Raw genomic sequence first — 15891 nt, 5'->3', positions numbered from 1 at the left:
CCCTCGTACCCCCGGATGAGCTGGCAGGATGGAGAGACATGGTGCGTACGGGGCACGGGCGGCCTGCCCCGGTCCCGCCAGGAGTCCGGCCGTGGGGGCCGGGCGGAGGACCACGGGGAGCTGGGACAAGCTGATGGCCAAGGGCAGCGGAATCGTACTGAGGGACGTCCTCGACATCAGGGAGGACGTGCACTCCGGCGACTTCAAGGTCGAGCTGTCGGCGGGGTTCGACGGGTCGGCAGCCGGCTCGATCGAGCAGTACGTGGTCACCCCTCAGCTCCAGGAGCAGTTCTCCACCGCCCTCAAACTGATCCGCGGCGCCCTGCGCAAGAACACTTCGTACGCCGCCTACCTGCATGGTTCCTTCGGCGCCGGTAAGAGCCACTTCCTCACCGTGCTGCACGCCGTGCTCAACGGGGACCCGGCCGTCCAGGAGAAGACCCGGCTGCGCGAGACGGTCGCCGAGCACGCGGACTGGCTGCCGGGCAAGTCGTTCCTCATGACGCCCTACCACCTGGTCGGCGCCGTGAGCCTGGAGGCGGCGCTGCTCGGCGGGTATGTGAAGACCGTACGGCGTCTGCATCCGGACGCCCCCACCCCGCTGGTCTACCGCTCCGACTCGCTCCTCGCCGACGCCCGCGGACTGCGGGCCTCCATCGGTGACGAGGCGTTCCTGCGGCTGCTCCCCGCGCCCAAGGCTCCGGCCGTCGCGCCGCAGCAGGAAAGCGACGAGGCCGAGGACGACGACGAGGACGCCCCGCTGACCCCTATCGGCATCGTGCCCGCGCAGGGCTGGACCACCGCCGCCCTGGACGCCGCCTTCGCGGCCCCCGCCCAGGACCCCCGCCGTGACCAGCTGGTGCGCGCGCTGTTCGACGGCCCCCTGAAGTCGTACGGGGGCAGTGCGGGCGGCGATCCGGAGGCGTTCCTCTCGCTGGACGACGGTCTCAGCGAGATCAGCAAGCACGCGCAGGCCCTCGGCTACGACGGGGTGGTGCTCTTCCTCGACGAGCTGGTGCTGTGGCTGCAGGCCAAGATGTCGAACCGCGCCTTCATCAACGACGAGATCCAGAAGCTCGTCAAGCTCATCGAGTCCAGCAACCCCGACCGGCCGGTGCCGATCGTCTCCTTCATCTCCCGTCAGCGCGACCTCTCCCAGCTCGTCGGCTCCGACATCCTCGGCTCCGACGTGGAGAACCTGCAGAACGCCCTGGAATACCTCAAGGAACGGTTCACCGTCGTCGACCTGGAGGACAGCAACCTCCCCGACATCATCAAGGAGCGGGTCCTCAGGCCAAAGCGCGGACAAGAGGCAGCACTTGAGGCCGCGTTCGCCGGAATCGACAAGTCCGGTCAGCTGGTCAAGGACGTCCTGCTCGACGGGGACGGTGCGACCGGCGCCGACTGGGACGACTTCCGGGCCGTGTACCCGCTCTCGCCCGCCCTCCTCAATGTGCTCGTCGCACTCTCCGGGGTTCTCCAGCGCGAGCGCACCGGTCTCAAGCTGGTCCAGCAGCTCCTGGAGAAGAACGCCGGGGCCGAAGTCGGCCGGCTGATCCCGCTCGGCGACCTCTGGGACGTCCTGGTCACCGACACCGGAGCGGCCTTCACCAAGAAGCTCACGCAGGAGTCGGAGTCCGCCCGCCGGTTCCACGCCAAGGCGCGCCATTACCTGCTGGGCAAGTACGGCAGCACCGACCACCCCGATTTCGTCGCCGACGAGCGCTTCGTCAAGACCGTGCTGCTCGCCGCACTCGCCCCCGACGTACCCGCGCTGCGCCGCCTCACCGCCTCCCGGCTCGCCGCCCTCAACCACGGGTCGGTGCGCTCACGGACCGTGCCCGTACGGGACAAGGTCGTCGAGCGGATGAAGGCCCTGCAACTGGAGTTCCCCACCGAGCTGCGCACGGAGGGCAAGGACGACCCCGTCTTCTCGCTGCACCTGTCCGACCTCGACGTCGAACCGATCCTGGACGCCGTCGTCGGCGAGGACAAAGTGGGGGTACGGCGCACCTGGGTGCACGACCAGCTGTGGGCACAACTCGGCCTGGCGGGCAGGCAGGGCGCCCTCCTGGACGAGCGGACCGTCGTGTGGCGCGGCTCCGAGCGCACTGTCGAGTTCGTGTTCGGCACGGTGCGCGACCGTCGCACCGTCGCCGACGAGGCTTTCGAACCCGCCACCGGCGGCCATGCGCGGATCATCCTCGACTGCCCCTTCGACGACGGCCACACCCCCGCCGAAGCCTTCCACCGGGTCGGCGAACTCTCCCACTCCGGCCGCCAGGAACCCGTCCTGGTCTGGCTCTGCGACTACTTCTCCGAACAGCGCAAGGCCCAGCTGGGCCGACTGATGCGGATCAACTTCCTCCTGGAGCGCGACCGGCTCTCGGAGTACACCCGCAATTTCCGCCCCGACGACCGGCACAAGGCCCGCAAGCAGCTCGAAGTCGGCCGCGAGACCCTCACCGAGAACCTGCTGGCCTCACTGCGCGAGGTGTACGGCCTCGCCGAGGCGAAGGAGGGCACCCTCGGCGCCGAGGTCACCGACGGGCGGCACGTACTGTCCCTGCAGCCGGAGTACCCGCGCCCGCAGCCCGAGGGCAGCAAGCCCTTCGACCAGGCCGTGACGCAGCTCGCCGACGGGCTGTTCGCCGCCCTGTACCCCCAGCATCCCGACTTCGGCCCCGGGCCCGGGGGCACCCCCAGGGCCGTCACCCCGGCCGAACTGAAAAAGACTCTCGAATGGATCACCCTCGCCACGGACGACGGCGGCCGGGTCACCATCACCGACAAGCAGCAACTGCGTACCGTCAAGCGCATCGTGGAACCGCTGGAACTCGGCGCCGTCCACGACGGCCCCCTCATCCTGCGCAACGACTGGCGCGCCCGTATCACCCAGGCAGCGAACCTCCACCACGAGCACGGCGACCTCCTCGTCGAGGACATTCGCAAGTGGATCACCGGGACCGATCAGAACTGCCTCGGTTACAGCGGCCTCGACCCCCAGGTCGTCAGCCTCCTGATCGCCGTCTACGCCCTCCTCGACGACCGCACCTGGGTGCTCTACGGCACGCCTCAGGAGTCCGCCCCCGCACTGGGCGACATGGGACCGGGATGGGAGCTGCGCGCCCAGGAGCTGCCCAGCCCAGATGAGTACGCCACCGCCAGGGACCAGGCCGCACGGCTCTTCGGGGCCCCTGCCAAGCCCGCCCTGTTCGCCCGGAACATCCGGGCGCTCGCGACCGAGGTACTCGCCAAGGCTAAGGCCTGGGAGGAGACCGTCGGCGGCGTCCGCTCCACGCTGAGGCGGCACGCCCCCCTGCTCGGACTCGCCGACGGCCCCACGGACCCTCGTACCGCGCAACTGCTGGAGGCCGCGAACGTCCTCGCCCGCCTGGTACGTCACCCGGACGATCCGACCGCGCTCGTACGGGAGTTGGCCTCACTCTCCTACGAAACGCCCGCCCCTGATCTGTCCCATGCCATGGACAGCTCCAAAGCCGTCCAGACCGCCCTGAACGACACCGACTGGAAGCTGCTCACCAGCGTGCGCGAGCTCGGGGGCCGCGACGACAGCGTCGGCGACCGCGCTCAGCGGCTCCTGGAGCGGATCGCCGAGGCGGCCAGGGCGCCCGAACGTGAGCGGTCCCTCGTACCGGCACTCGACCAGGTCAGGGAGAGGGGTCTGAACCTCCTGAACGAGGCCCTCAACCTGGAGCGCCCGGCCCCCGAACCGCAGCCCCCCGTCAGCACCACCGACCCCGAACAGATCACGCTGTCCGAGCACGGCACCCCGCCCGTCTCCTCGGAGTCCGGGGCACAGAACACCGACCGGGGTGCGGACCCGCGGACGCCCTGGGACCCGCAGCCCTCCACCGGAGGCGCCACCCCGCTTCCCGCACCCCGGCGCATCACCGGACCCGGCGCGCTCAAGGACGGCCTCACCGGCGTACGGGAAGAGATCGAGGCGTTCCATCTGGCCCACCCGCACACCCCTGTGGACATCTACTGGCGCCCGGTCGACAGCGGCCCGTCCTCCGAGGACAGCCAGTGACGACAGCCCGGCCCGTCGCCGGACGGCGCGCCATCGAAGTGCTCCTGGAGACCGAGCTGCCCCACGCGCCGGGGCAGCGACTGGTCCTGGTCGACGCAGTCTGGGACAGCTCGGAGAAGGACACCGAGTTCACCGTGCGGGTCGGTGACGTACGCCGCCGGGTTGTCGTCACCGACCAGAACTCCCCCCTCGGTATCGCCGACGCCTGGCACCAGCACCGCCTGCGTGCCACCGCCGGAGAGGGCGGGTCCGACCACGACGACTCCGTCCTCGTGGTCACCGGAACCGTCCCCCCCGACCAGCTCGGCTGGGATCTGCGCGCCTACGCCGTACACCGCCACCCCCTGGCCGTGAACCGGGCCGAGATCGTCACCCAGCTCTTCGGCGCCGCCGACCTCGACCCACGCATGCTCGGCGAGCACTGGCTCCTCGACGCTCTCCTCGATGCCGAGCCGCTGGACGGCTGGCCTCCCGTGGGTTCCGTACTCACCCGCGACCGTGCAGTGTGCGCGCTGCTCGCCGCCCGGCTCGGGCTCGGCGACACCTCCGCCGACACCCTGGACCTGGACGCCGACACCCTGTTCGGCTGGACCCGCACTCCGACGGGACCCGCGCGGTTCGCGGCCCTCGCCGAGAGCGAACGGCGCGGTCTGACCACCTGGCTCACGCAGGCCGTCGGTCCCGCCGCCCCCACCCTGCTCGTCCTCGCCGCCGAAGGCCGCGGCGCCGACGCGCTGCCGCTCGGCGCCCTCGCCTCGGCCGCCCTCGCCTCGCCGGCGGCCGAGGCCGCCGGATTCGCCCTGGGCACCCTGTTCGGCCCCGACCTCGCCTCCTTCGACACGCTGCGGCCCTTCGCAGAGGCCGCCACCGGCGTCCTGACCCGCTGGATCGCCCAGGCCGAGGGGAACTCTGCCGCACACCCCCAGGCCCGCCCCCGGGTACTCGCCGTTCTGGAGCGCGCCGACAGACTGGCCGCCGAAGGCCGCCTCGCGCCTCAGGTCAGCGGCGATCGTCTGCTGCCGTCCGGATACGTCAGTCGGCTGCGCGCCCTGGCCGCAGCCCTCGACCACAGGGGCGAGCCGACTCCAGCAGCAGCCGAACGGGCTCTGCTGGAACTGGCCGACCACCAACTCGCCGCATTCCACGCCGAGTCCACCGAGACGGCGCGAACCGCTGTCCGCCTGGTTCGCTGGCTCGCCACACCGCACCGGCAGGCACAGAGCGTCGCTCAGGCCGTACAGGATCACCTTGCGTCCACCAGCTGGGTCGATCTCGCTCTCGGTGTTCTCGCCGAGGGTGACGGCAGTCGGGACGCCCACGTCGGCGAGGCCTACCGGCGGCTGATAGGAGCAGTGCAGGCCCGCCGGAGAAACCTCGACGAGCAGTGCGCCGCACTGCTCGCCCCCTGGGCGGAAACCGCCGCGCAGCAGGCCCCCGGCGGCGCGCTGCTCATCGAGGACGTCCTCGCCAAAACCGCTGCCCCGCTCGCCAAGGACGGGGGTCGGCCCCTCATCGTCGTACTCGACGGGATGAGCGCCGACGTCGCCGTCCGTATCGCAGCCGAACTCGACCAGCGGGTCTGGACCGAAGTCGTCCCTGCCTCGCAGCCCGGAACCGTGCCGCAGCGCAGGGCTGCGGTGTCCATGCTGCCCTCCATCACCCGGGTCAGCAGGGCGTCCTTGCTGTGCGGGCGGCCGTGTGAAGGGGGGCAGTCCGTAGAACGTTCCGGGTTCACCACCCTGTGGAACAAGCGCCACCGCACGTCCCAGCTCTTCCACAAAGGCGGCTACGAGGGCCTGCCCGGTCACCGGCTCGCCCCCGAATTCGTCCAGGCGCTCGCCTCGGACGACGTGGTGGCGGTTGTCGTCAACACCATCGACGACGCTCTGTCGAGCGGCCGGGAATCAACCAGCGGCCGCTGGGGGATCCGCGACATCGGCAAGCTGCCTGACCTGCTCAACGCGGCCCGCGACTACGGACGCCCCGTGCTGATCGTGTCCGACCACGGCCACATGGTGGACCGCACAGAACGCAACAATCAGCCCTCCGAAGCCCCCGGCGTCCGGGGCGCGCGCTGGCGCACAGGCACCCCGCGGGACGGCGAGGTCGCCCTGAGCGGGCCGCGTGTCCTGACCGATGGTGGGCACGCTGTCGCGGCCTGGCGCGACGACGTGCGCTACACCGCACGGCAGGCGGGGTACCACGGTGGCGCCTCCCTCGCCGAGATCACCGTCCCTGTGATCACCCTGGTGCCGGTCGGCGCGGCGCTCCCGTCCGGCTGGTCGCTGCTCCCGCCCGAGAGCACAGAACCCGCCTGGTGGAGCACCCACCGGCACCTCTCACCCGACAGCGCGCCCGCCCCCGCGGAGACCGGCGTACACGCGGCGTACCCCCTCCGGCACGCGCAGCCGCCCGAGCCGGTCGGCCGCAGCGGTCTCGGGAAGCGGATCGTCGGGAGTCCCCCGTACCGGACCCAGCGCGACTTCGTACGCCTGCCCCCGGCCGACAAGGCCGTGGCCGCCGTGCTCGACGCGCTGCTCGCGGCGGGCGGCAAACTGTCGCCCGGTGCGGTGGCCGCCGCGGCGCAGGCCGCCACGGGCAAGTCGCAGCGCAATCCGGAGCGCTTCGCGACCGTCCTGGAACGCCTGCTGAACATCGACGGCTATCCCGTGCTCCAGCTCATCGAATCCGGCCGTACCGTCCAGCTCGACAAGGCTCTGCTCCAGCAGCAGTTCCTGGGAGACACCGCATGAACACCCCGGCACCCGAGGTCAGCGCGGCGCGGCGGCGCGACGTCATCGACGCGCTGCGGCGCGGCACCGTACCGCAGTCCGGACTCGGCCTGTTCGCCGTCGGCATGGACCGCTTCGAAGCCGCCCTCGACGACGACCTGTCCACGGCCGCCCGCGGCGGCTCCGCCTTCCATGCCCTCCGCGGTGAGTACGGCTCCGGCAAGACCTTCTTCGCCCGGTGGCTCGCCGAGCGCGCCAAACGCCTCGGGCTCGCCGTCAGCGAAGTACAGATCTCCGAGACCGAGACCCCGCTGCACCGGCTGGAGACCGTCTACCGCAGGCTCATCGAACGCCTCGCCACCTCCACCCATCAGCCCTCGGCCCTCCGTGCGGTGATCGACTCCTGGTTCTACGCCCTGGAGGAAGAGGTCCTCGACGGCGGCGACATCGCCGACGACGACGAGAAAGCCCTGGCGGAGGCCGTCGACGAACTCCTGGAGCGCCGCCTGGCCGACGTTGCCCGCACCACACCGGCCTTCTCCGCGGCACTGCGCGGCTACCGTCAGGCAGTGGCCGCGGGCGACGGCGCCACCGCCGAGGCGCTGATCGCCTGGATCGGCGGGCAGAAGTCCGTGGCCGCCGGTGCGAAGCGCGCCGCCGGCATCCGGGGCGACCTCGACCACTACGCCGCCCTCGGCTTCCTCCAAGGACTTCTCACCGTCCTTCGGGACTGCGGACACCCCGGCCTTCTCCTCGTCCTGGACGAAGTGGAGACCCTGCAACGGGTACGCGGCGACGTACGCGAAAAGTCCCTCAACGCTCTGCGCCAGCTCCTCGACGAGATCGACGCCGGACGCTTCCCCGGCCTGTTCCTCGTCATCACCGGAACACCGGCCTTCTACGACGGGCAACAAGGCGTCCAGCGCCTCGCCCCGCTCGCCCAGCGCCTCGCGACCGACTTCACCACCGACCCACGCTTCGACTCCCCTCGTGCCGTACAGCTGCGCCTTCCGGGCTTCGACCTGGCATCACTCGGCGAGCTGGGAAGCCGGGTGCGGGAGGTGTACGCGGGGACCGCCCAGCACCCCGGCCGGCTCGCCGAACGCGTCGACGACGCCTATCTCGGCGAACTGGCACGCGCGGTCACCGGATCGCTCGGCGGCAAGGTCGGCATCGCTCCTCGCCTGTACCTGCGCAAACTCGTCGCCGACGTCATGGACCGGGTCGACGAGTTCGAGGAGTTCGATCCCCGTCTGCACTACGCCCTCACCCTGACCGGCGCCGAACTCAACGAGACCGAACGCAGCGCGGCCACCGGCGCGGGCGACATCGCGCTGGACCTGCCGTGACGCAGTCGGCCGATGCCTTCGACCTCCTGGATCCGATCCTCGGCCACCACATCGTCAACTCCCTCGGCTGGCGTTCCCTGCGCCCGTTGCAGGAGCAGGCCGTCGAACCGCTGCTCGGCGGCGAGGACGCCGTGCTGCTGGCCCCCACCGCCGGCGGAAAGACCGAAGCCGCCGCCTTCCCGCTGCTGACCCGGATGAACCGGCGCGGCTGGAAGGGCACCAGTGTGCTGTACGTGTGTCCCCTCAAAGCCCTGCTCAACAACCTCCACCCACGCCTGGAGACCTATGCGGGTTGGCTGGGGCGCAGTACCGCGCTGTGGCACGGGGACATCAGCACCGGGCAGCGACGCAGGATCCTCGCCCAGCGCCCGGACATCCTCCTCACCACTCCGGAGTCCCTGGAGTCCATGCTGGTCAGCACGCACGTCGACCACCGCGCCTTCTTCTCGGGACTGAACTCCGTCGTGATCGACGAGGTGCACGCCTTCGCGGGCGACGACCGGGGCTGGCACCTGCTGGCCGTACTGGAGCGTCTGAGCCGGATCGTCGGCCGTCCTCTCCAGCGGGTCGGGCTCTCCGCCACGATCGGCAACCCCGAGGAACTGCTGGGCTGGCTCCAGGGCTCAGGACACGGCCGGCGGCCTGCCCGAATCATCGCGCCGCATCTGACGGGACCGGCCCAGGCAGCAGCACCGCCGCCTGGCGACATCGAACTGGACTACGTCGGGTCTGTCGCGAATGCCGCGACCGTCATCGCGGCCCTGCACCACGGTGAGAAACGGCTGGTCTTCTGCGAGAGCCGCCGCACGGTCGAGGAGCTCGGCGAAAAGCTGCGCCTGAAGGGCGTCACCACCTTCCTCTCCCACGCTTCGCTGTCCGTCGACGAACGACGGCGTGCCGAAACCGCCTTCGCCGAGGCCCGCGACTGTGTGATCGTCTCCACCAGCACCCTGGAACTCGGCATCGACGTCGGCGACCTGGACCGCGTCATCCAACTCGACGCCCCGTCGACCGTCGCCTCATTCCTCCAGCGTCTCGGGCGGACCGGCCGCCGGCCCGGCTCCGCCCGGAACTGCCTCTTCCTCGCCCTCGACGGTGAAGGTCTGCTCTCCGCGGCCGCGCTCCTTCTCCAGTGGTCCCGCGGCTGGGTGGAACCGGTCATCCCCCCTCCCGAGCCCCGCCACCTGGTTGCCCAGCAACTTCTGGCCTTGTGTCTCCAGGAGCACCACGTGGGCGAGAACCTGTGGCAGGAGTGGTGGGGTGGCATCGGGCCCTTCGGGCCGGGTGCGGAACCTGTCGTACGCCACCTCGTGGAACAGGGGTATCTGGACCGCGACGGCGGCATGCTCTTTGTCGGGCCGGAGGCCGAACGGCGGTACGGACACCGCCACTTCATGAATCTGACGGCTGTCTTCACCGCTCCGCCGGAGTTCACCGTCCTCAGCGGCCGTGCCGAGATCGGCCGTACCGACCCCGACCTGCTCACCCAGGAGATCGAAGGGCCGCGCAAACTCCTCCTCGCGGGCCGCAGCTGGCTGGTGACGTACATCGACTGGAGCCGCAAGCGCTGCTTCGTGGAGCCGACCGACGAGGGAGGGCGCGCACGTTGGAGCGGATTCGGTGCCGAGCGCATCCGCTCCTTCGCCCTCACCCAAGCCGCTCGCAGTGTCCTGCTCGGCCAGGATCCGCCGGTCCGCCTCACCAAGAGGGCCACGGCCAAGCTCGCCGAAGCCCGCGACGCACACGTGCACAACGTCCATCCCGGCGGAACCGTGGTCACCCGGCGCACCGACGGCGACAGCCGCTGGTGGACCTGGGCCGGCCACCGCGCCAATGCCACTCTGGCCGCTTCGCTGCCCTCCGTCGTAGCCCCGCACCGCCGCGTCAACGACCAGTGGATCCGCCTCCGCGACGACATCACTCGCGAGAGCTGGCAGATCGCCCTCGCGGACACCGGAACAGGACTGTGTCTGCCCGAAGTTGACGGACACGCGGTCCGTGGCCTCAAGTTCGGTGAAGCCCTCCCGCCCCGCCTGGCCGAAGCCACGCTCGCCGCGCGCACCTCGGACGAAGAGGGCGCCACCGAGGTGCTCTCCGGGCAAGTGCGTTTCACCACGTTCACCGACGCTTAGTCTCAGCACCGGCGGGGCGGTCGACTGGACGCCCTCGTCCTGGTATCAACTCCATACCTTGGCTGCCCCTAAATGCGTTAGCGTTGTCCCGCACTGCGTGTTCTCCCGGAGGATGTACACGACGCGACCTGTGGAGACGCAGGCCCTTTCGGTTCGGTAACGCGGCCCCATGGTGTGCTCCCGGCGGGAGCCATCCGGCAATCGTCACCGGTCACAACCGAAGGGGACGTTTCCTATGGCTGCCGTCGAGTACGCGCCCAAGCGCCGCATTTGGGTCCGTGATGTCCTGGTGGGCATCACGGCGAGTCTCGGCTCGAACCTGATGTGGGCACTGGCACAGGCTGTGGTGCACCGTCTCGGCTAGCCGAGACGGCGGGCGGGCCTCCGGGGGCCCGCCCTTACCTCCGCCACAGCGCGGGTTAATCTACGGACTGTCATTGCGGCCCGACGGGCTTCCGCTCCGCTTCGGTGGAGCTACGAAGGACATGCCCCCACCCGCACGAGTCATCTCGTGCCTGGGGAACCTTCGTGCTCCTGCAATTTTCGGCAGCCGAACTCGGTCAACTCATCGTTGCCCGAGCCGGATCTGTGCATTCTCCGCTCACCGAACAACTCATGAGCAAGCACTTCGAGACCAAGCGACGAGCAGCCTCTTCGGGCGACGTCGCCTCCTGGAACAACAGCATCCCCGTAGTGGTCCGGGCTCTGCTGGACTGTGGTCTCGACGAAGTGGAAGTGCAGGTCGAGGTCGACCTGCCGCACACTAATTCCGCAGTCGACCTGGTGCTGTGCGGTCAGCGTCCTGACACAGGAACGGACTCCTACCTGGCAGTTGAGCTGAAGCAGGTACGGCACGCCACAGTCGACCCTCGATGTCCCGTGGCCGTCGATCTCGGGTTCGGGGACGGGAAGAACAAGCTGCACCCGGTGCGGCAGGTCCAGCGCTATTGCGAATACATGGTGCGCTACCTTCCTCACCTGCGTGAGAGCGCGGATCGGTTGACGGGCGTGGCGTTGCTCCACAACGCGCGGGACGCGGCCGTGGAGGCGCTGTTCGACCTCCCGGAATCCGATCACGGCTTTCTCTACACCCTTGACGACATGGATCGGTTCCGGCGAGTCCTCACCGGAAGATTCGCCGCCGCGTCAGGGAAGCGCGCCGCGTCTGCACTGGAGGAGGCCCGCCGCGACCCTTTGCTCAAGGTCACCGATGTGGCACGGCAACGGTCGGTCACCGGCGGCGGTCTCACCCTCCTCGACGAGCAGTACGTCGCTTTCGACCGGATCACCCGGCACCTGGAGAAGACCGCACCCCTCACCAGCTACAACGTCGGGCTGTTCTACGATGCCGGCGCCGCCCACAGCTCCGGCCCCGATCCAGACGGCAAACGCGTATACATCCTGCGCGGCGGCCCCGGCAGTGGGAAGAGCGCCATCGCCCTGGAGCTGCAGCGTGCGCTCGGGGCCAAAGGCCGCGAGGCCGTGCTGGCCAGCGGATCCCACGCGTACACGGAAACCCTGCGCGAAATCATGCTCAGCACGGCACGCCGAGGGCGGCTTTCGGACAAGCGCAGCTCCGCTCGCAACCTGTACCGGTACTTCAACAGCTTCGCCGACACTCCGCCGGACGGTATCGATGTGCTGATCTGCGACGAGGCACACCGTATGCGGCGCAGTTCGACACACCGATGGATGCCAACAGAACTCCGGGACGATAACCGGCCGCAGGCGACTGAGCTGATCAAAGCTGCCAAAGTGCCGATCTTCCTGCTCGACGATCATCAGTCGATTCGCCCCGACGAGGTGGGCACTGCCGAATATCTCAAGAAGGTCGCCGAAGACAGCGGTTGTCTGGTCGAGGTGACAGATCTGGAAGGAACGTTCCGGGCGGGCGGCAGCAAGCGATACCAACGCTGGGTCCAGCAGCTGCTGGGGCTGGGCACCTCCGACCCGGTGGCCTGGCGATCGGACGGGCGGATGACTCTCACCGTCGCCGATTCTCCTGAGCAGATGGAGCGGTTCATCCGGGAACGTGATCTTGAAGGGGCCACGGCTCGCATCACCGCCGGCTTCTGCTGGCCGTGGAGCAACCCGGACGAGAAGCAACTCATCGATGATGTAGTAATCAAGGGCTGGCACCGACCATGGAATGTGAAGCCGGAGCACAGGGTTCCGAACGCACCGACGTCGGCCCTGTGGTCGACCGATCGGCGCGGCATCGGCCAGATCGGCTGCGTCTACACGGCACAGACCTTCGAGTACGACTGGAACGGCGTCATTCTCGGCCCTGACCTGCTGTTCCGTAATGGGAAGTTCAGGGTGGAACGAACCGCATCCTGCGATCCGGCCTTCCGCGGCCCGGTAGACGACACGATCGTCGACCGGTGTGTCCGCAACGCCTACCACGTGCTCCTCACCCGCGGTGTGGTCGGCACCGTGGTCTATGCGGTTGACCCGGCAACCCACAACGAATTGCGCAGACTCATCACCGGCACCATCGGCATGCAGCACTACGACGGCGCGCAGCCCAAGCTCACCGCTGAAGGATCACAACTGCCACCCGCCTACAACAGTCGTCACAGGTAGCCTTGATCCCGTCGTAGCTGCGGCCCGCCGGGCTTCCGCTCCGCATGGCGGAGTGATCAAGGACATGCCCCCACCCGCACGAGTTCCTTCGTGCTGCCTGGGGGCACCCCTTGCTGTTCCGCGAGTCTGCTGCTGCAGTCGCCGCCGAGTGCCTTTCCGGTGCTCTCTTTCTCCGCCTGACGGAGCAGTTCGTACATGTGCACGGTCACAAGCCTGGTTCGTCCGAGGTCCGCTCGTGGGAGCGCAGTATCCCGGTACTCGCGAGCGCGCTCAACGATGCCGGACTCGGGCACGTGGAGATGCTCCTGGAGTACGGCCTGCCGCTGACCAGCAAGCGGGCCGATGCCGTACTGGCCGGGACTCATCCCGAGACCGGACTGCCGTCGTACGTCGTCGTGGAACTGAAGCAGTGGAGCAGCGCCGAACCGGACGACGACGATCCGTCACTGTGCCGAATCGACGCATACTCCCGGGCAGTACTGAACCCCGTAGATCAGGTACGCGGCTACTGCAAGTACCTGGTCTCCTTCAACGGAGTGCTGGCTGCAAACCCGGAACGCATCAGTGGCGCCGCCTATCTGCACAATGCCACCGAATTCGGCGTCAGCGGGCTATTCGAAGCCGAGCAGGACCAGTACGGCCAGCTGTTCATCGGAGCGCGGCGCGGCGAGTTCATCGACTTCCTGCGTACGAAACTGGGGGTCCGTTCCGGCGCCTCTGCTGCGGACGAGCTCGTCAACGGGAAGATCGGCCCGTCCAAGCAGCTCATGGCGGTGGCCGCTCAGGAGGTGCGTGAGCGGGAGCAGTTCGTGCTGCTGGACGAGCAGCAGATCGCGTACCGCACAGTCCTCAACGCCGTGCGCCGGGCCAAGCGTTCCGACCACAAGGAGGTCGTGGTCGTTACCGGGGGACCTGGCACAGGCAAGAGCGTCATCGCACTGTCGCTCCTCGGGGAGCTGTACCGGCAGGGCAGCACCGCACTGCATGCGACGGGCTCCAGCTCCTTCACTACGACGATGAGAAAGGTCGCGGGCTCGCGGAAGCGTGAGGTGCAGGAGCTCTTCAAATACTTCAACAGTTTCATGACCGCCGAACGCAACAATCTCGACGTCCTGATCTGCGACGAGGCGCACCGCATGCGGGAGACATCAGCCAACCGCTACACGTCGGCATCCGACCGGACGGGTAAAGCGCAGGTCGAGGAACTGATCGACGCTGCGCGCGTCCCGGTCTTCCTCCTGGACGAGCACCAGGTCGTGCGGCCCGGCGAGATGGGCACGGTCGCGGAGATCGAAGAGGCCGCTGCGAAGAAGGGGCTCCGTTGTCGGGTGGTGTCGCTGGACAGCCAGTTCCGGTGCGGTGGCAGCGATGCGTATCTGCGGTGGGTAGTAAGGCTTTTGGGGCTTGAGCCGGGCGGCCCGGTGGAGTGGGAACCCGACGGCAAGATGCAGCTCATGCTCGCGAGCAGTCCGCACGAGATGGAGGCTGTCCTCGACGACCGCCGCTCACAGGAGTACAGCGCGCGCATGTCCGCGGGCTACTGCTGGAAGTGGACGAAGAAAGTGCCACCCGGCCAGGCACTGCCCTCGGACGTCATCGTCGGGGAGTGGGAACGGCCCTGGAACGTCTTCGGTGACCGGGCTGTCGATGGCGCCCCTCCGGCTGCCCTGTGGGCGACGGATCCGGCCGGTTTCGGGCAAGTGGGCTGTGTGTACACGGCACAGGGCTTCGAGTACGACTGGAGTGGCGTCATCATCGGCCCCGACCTCGTGTGGCGCGGCGACCGCTGGGTCACCGACCGTACGGCATCCAAGGATCCGGTCTTCAAGAAGTCGACTCCGGACGCAGATGTGGACCGCCTGATCCGCAACACGTACAAGGTGCTACTGACGCGGGGAATGATCGGGACGGTGGTGTATTCGACGGACGCCGAGACGCGCGAGAAACTGCGGGAGCTGTCCGGCACAAGCGCAAGTTTCGCGGTTGTGTAACCCACCCAGTCACCCTTGTCCGGGAGGGCACGCCCACCCTGCTGAAGTCCGGCTCCGACACCTGCCTTTCGCAGGCGTACTCAGAAAACCCGAAACCACCCGGGCACGAAAGGGCAGCAAGGAGCCGGCTCCCGGAGAAGGCCGACCCCTTGCCGCCTGCCGCGTGATGGCCGAGCGCAGGGTGACGATCCGCTCACACGTTGAAGCGGAACATACAGAACAGAGCTCCCACCTGCGAAAACAGGGATCCTGAAGAACTTATCCAGCACCAATCCAGCACCGTCGGAATTCATCCAGCACGCCAGGTCGCGGCAAAGGGCCAGGGCCGATCGACTGTGCCTTGTGTACACATGAGACACTTGGTACGCTTGAGCGCATGACGCAGTCCTTGCCCATAGAGACCATCCGCGATGTGCGCGCACACCTGGCCGAGATCGTGGAGCGGGCCGACCGGGATGACGTACCCACCGTGATCACGCGCCGAGGCAAGGAGGTCGCCGCCGTCGTGTCCATCGAGGTACTTCGGAAGTACCAAGAGTGGGAAGAGCGCGAGATCAATCGGATCATCGACGAGCGCATGGCGAATCCGGCAGCGGGCATTCCGATTGAGGACGTCATGAGGGAGACGCTGGCGCGCAATGAGTGAGTACCGCACCGTCTTCCGGCCTGAGGCTCAGGCCGAACTCCGCAAGATCCCCCGCGACATGGCGCTGCGCATCCTGGCCAAACTGACCGAGCTGGAAAGCGACCCGCTCGGCTTCAGCACCACCGCACTCGTATCCCAGCCGGAACGCCGCCGCCTACGAGCGGGTGACTACCGTGTCGTCTACACGATCGACAACGGTGAACTGGTGGTGTGGGTCGTACACATCGGGCATCGCTCTACCGTGTACGACACCTGATCCTGAGCCAGGACACGTGCGGTCGGCCAGAATCCGCTGGAGTCAGGGACGCCACCGTCCGGACCAGCGGGCCGAGTTGTCAGTGGCGACTGCTTTCATGACGCCATGAGCACTGTGCACGCGATCGCCACCCTCCTTCCCGCCC

Annotated in this window: 9 protein-coding genes; all 9 read left to right on the top strand. The window is 68.5% G+C overall.

Annotated elements, in window-relative coordinates:
* The first annotated feature begins 91 nt into the window (after nt 1-91).
* The 9 genes from J0695_RS06135 to J0695_RS06100 all read left to right on the top strand — a co-directional run bounded on the left by J0695_RS06135 (nt 92) and on the right by J0695_RS06100 (nt 15746).
* Nucleotides 92-4054, top strand: coding sequence for a DUF6079 family protein (locus J0695_RS06135; RefSeq protein ID WP_307798446.1), 3963 nt, complete (start codon nt 92-94; stop codon nt 4052-4054).
* The gene (pglZ, locus tag J0695_RS06130; protein ID WP_206960807.1) at nt 4051-6807 is read left to right on the top strand and encodes a BREX-2 system phosphatase PglZ; all 2757 of its coding nucleotides are present in this window, start codon (nt 4051-4053) and stop codon (nt 6805-6807) included. Before J0695_RS06135 ends, pglZ begins: the two co-directional genes overlap by 4 nt.
* Nucleotides 6804-8135 (top strand): BREX system ATP-binding protein BrxD, encoded by a 1332-nt coding sequence (gene brxD / locus J0695_RS06125; RefSeq protein WP_206960806.1) that lies wholly within the window; start codon nt 6804-6806, stop codon nt 8133-8135. Before pglZ ends, brxD begins: the two co-directional genes overlap by 4 nt.
* Nucleotides 8132-10267: a DEAD/DEAH box helicase gene (locus J0695_RS06120; protein ID WP_206960805.1), complete on the top strand. Its 2136-nt coding sequence runs from the start codon at nt 8132-8134 to the stop codon at nt 10265-10267. Before brxD ends, J0695_RS06120 begins: the two co-directional genes overlap by 4 nt.
* A gap of 235 nt (nt 10268-10502) precedes the next feature.
* Nucleotides 10503-10631 (top strand): DUF6408 family protein, encoded by a 129-nt coding sequence (locus tag J0695_RS43705; protein ID WP_242552274.1) that lies wholly within the window; start codon nt 10503-10505, stop codon nt 10629-10631.
* Between the two features lie 251 nt (nt 10632-10882).
* A complete protein-coding gene (locus J0695_RS06115; RefSeq protein ID WP_242552273.1) occupies nt 10883-12853 on the top strand; it encodes a DUF2075 domain-containing protein in 1971 nt (656 codons plus the stop codon).
* Between the two features lie 110 nt (nt 12854-12963).
* Complete coding sequence (locus tag J0695_RS06110; protein WP_206960803.1) at nt 12964-14844, top strand: DUF2075 domain-containing protein; 1881 nt, start codon at nt 12964-12966, stop codon at nt 14842-14844.
* Nucleotides 14845-15220: 376 nt separating this feature from the next.
* The gene (locus J0695_RS06105) at nt 15221-15490 is read left to right on the top strand and encodes a type II toxin-antitoxin system Phd/YefM family antitoxin (protein ID WP_206960802.1); all 270 of its coding nucleotides are present in this window, start codon (nt 15221-15223) and stop codon (nt 15488-15490) included.
* Complete coding sequence (locus tag J0695_RS06100) at nt 15483-15746, top strand: type II toxin-antitoxin system RelE family toxin (protein WP_206960801.1); 264 nt, start codon at nt 15483-15485, stop codon at nt 15744-15746. Before J0695_RS06105 ends, J0695_RS06100 begins: the two co-directional genes overlap by 8 nt.
* Nucleotides 15747-15891: the final 145 nt, after the last annotated feature.

It is taken from the genome of Streptomyces beijiangensis (assembly GCF_017315755.1).
Taxonomy (GTDB): Bacteria; Actinomycetota; Actinomycetes; order Streptomycetales; family Streptomycetaceae; genus Streptomyces; species Streptomyces beijiangensis.
The sequence above is the reverse complement of the archived record's forward strand: the minus strand, read 5'-3'. Positions and strand labels throughout refer to the sequence as shown.

Coding starts and splice junctions, on each gene's coding strand:
- brxD (WP_206960806.1), top strand. CDS start 6,804: ATGAACACCCCGGCACCCGAGGTCAGCGCGGCGCGGCGGCGCGACGTC.
- J0695_RS43705 (WP_242552274.1), top strand. CDS start 10,503: ATGGCTGCCGTCGAGTACGCGCCCAAGCGCCGCATTTGGGTCCGTGAT.
- J0695_RS06115 (WP_242552273.1), top strand. CDS start 10,883: ATGAGCAAGCACTTCGAGACCAAGCGACGAGCAGCCTCTTCGGGCGAC.
- J0695_RS06105 (WP_206960802.1), top strand. CDS start 15,221: ATGACGCAGTCCTTGCCCATAGAGACCATCCGCGATGTGCGCGCACAC.
- J0695_RS06100 (WP_206960801.1), top strand. CDS start 15,483: ATGAGTGAGTACCGCACCGTCTTCCGGCCTGAGGCTCAGGCCGAACTC.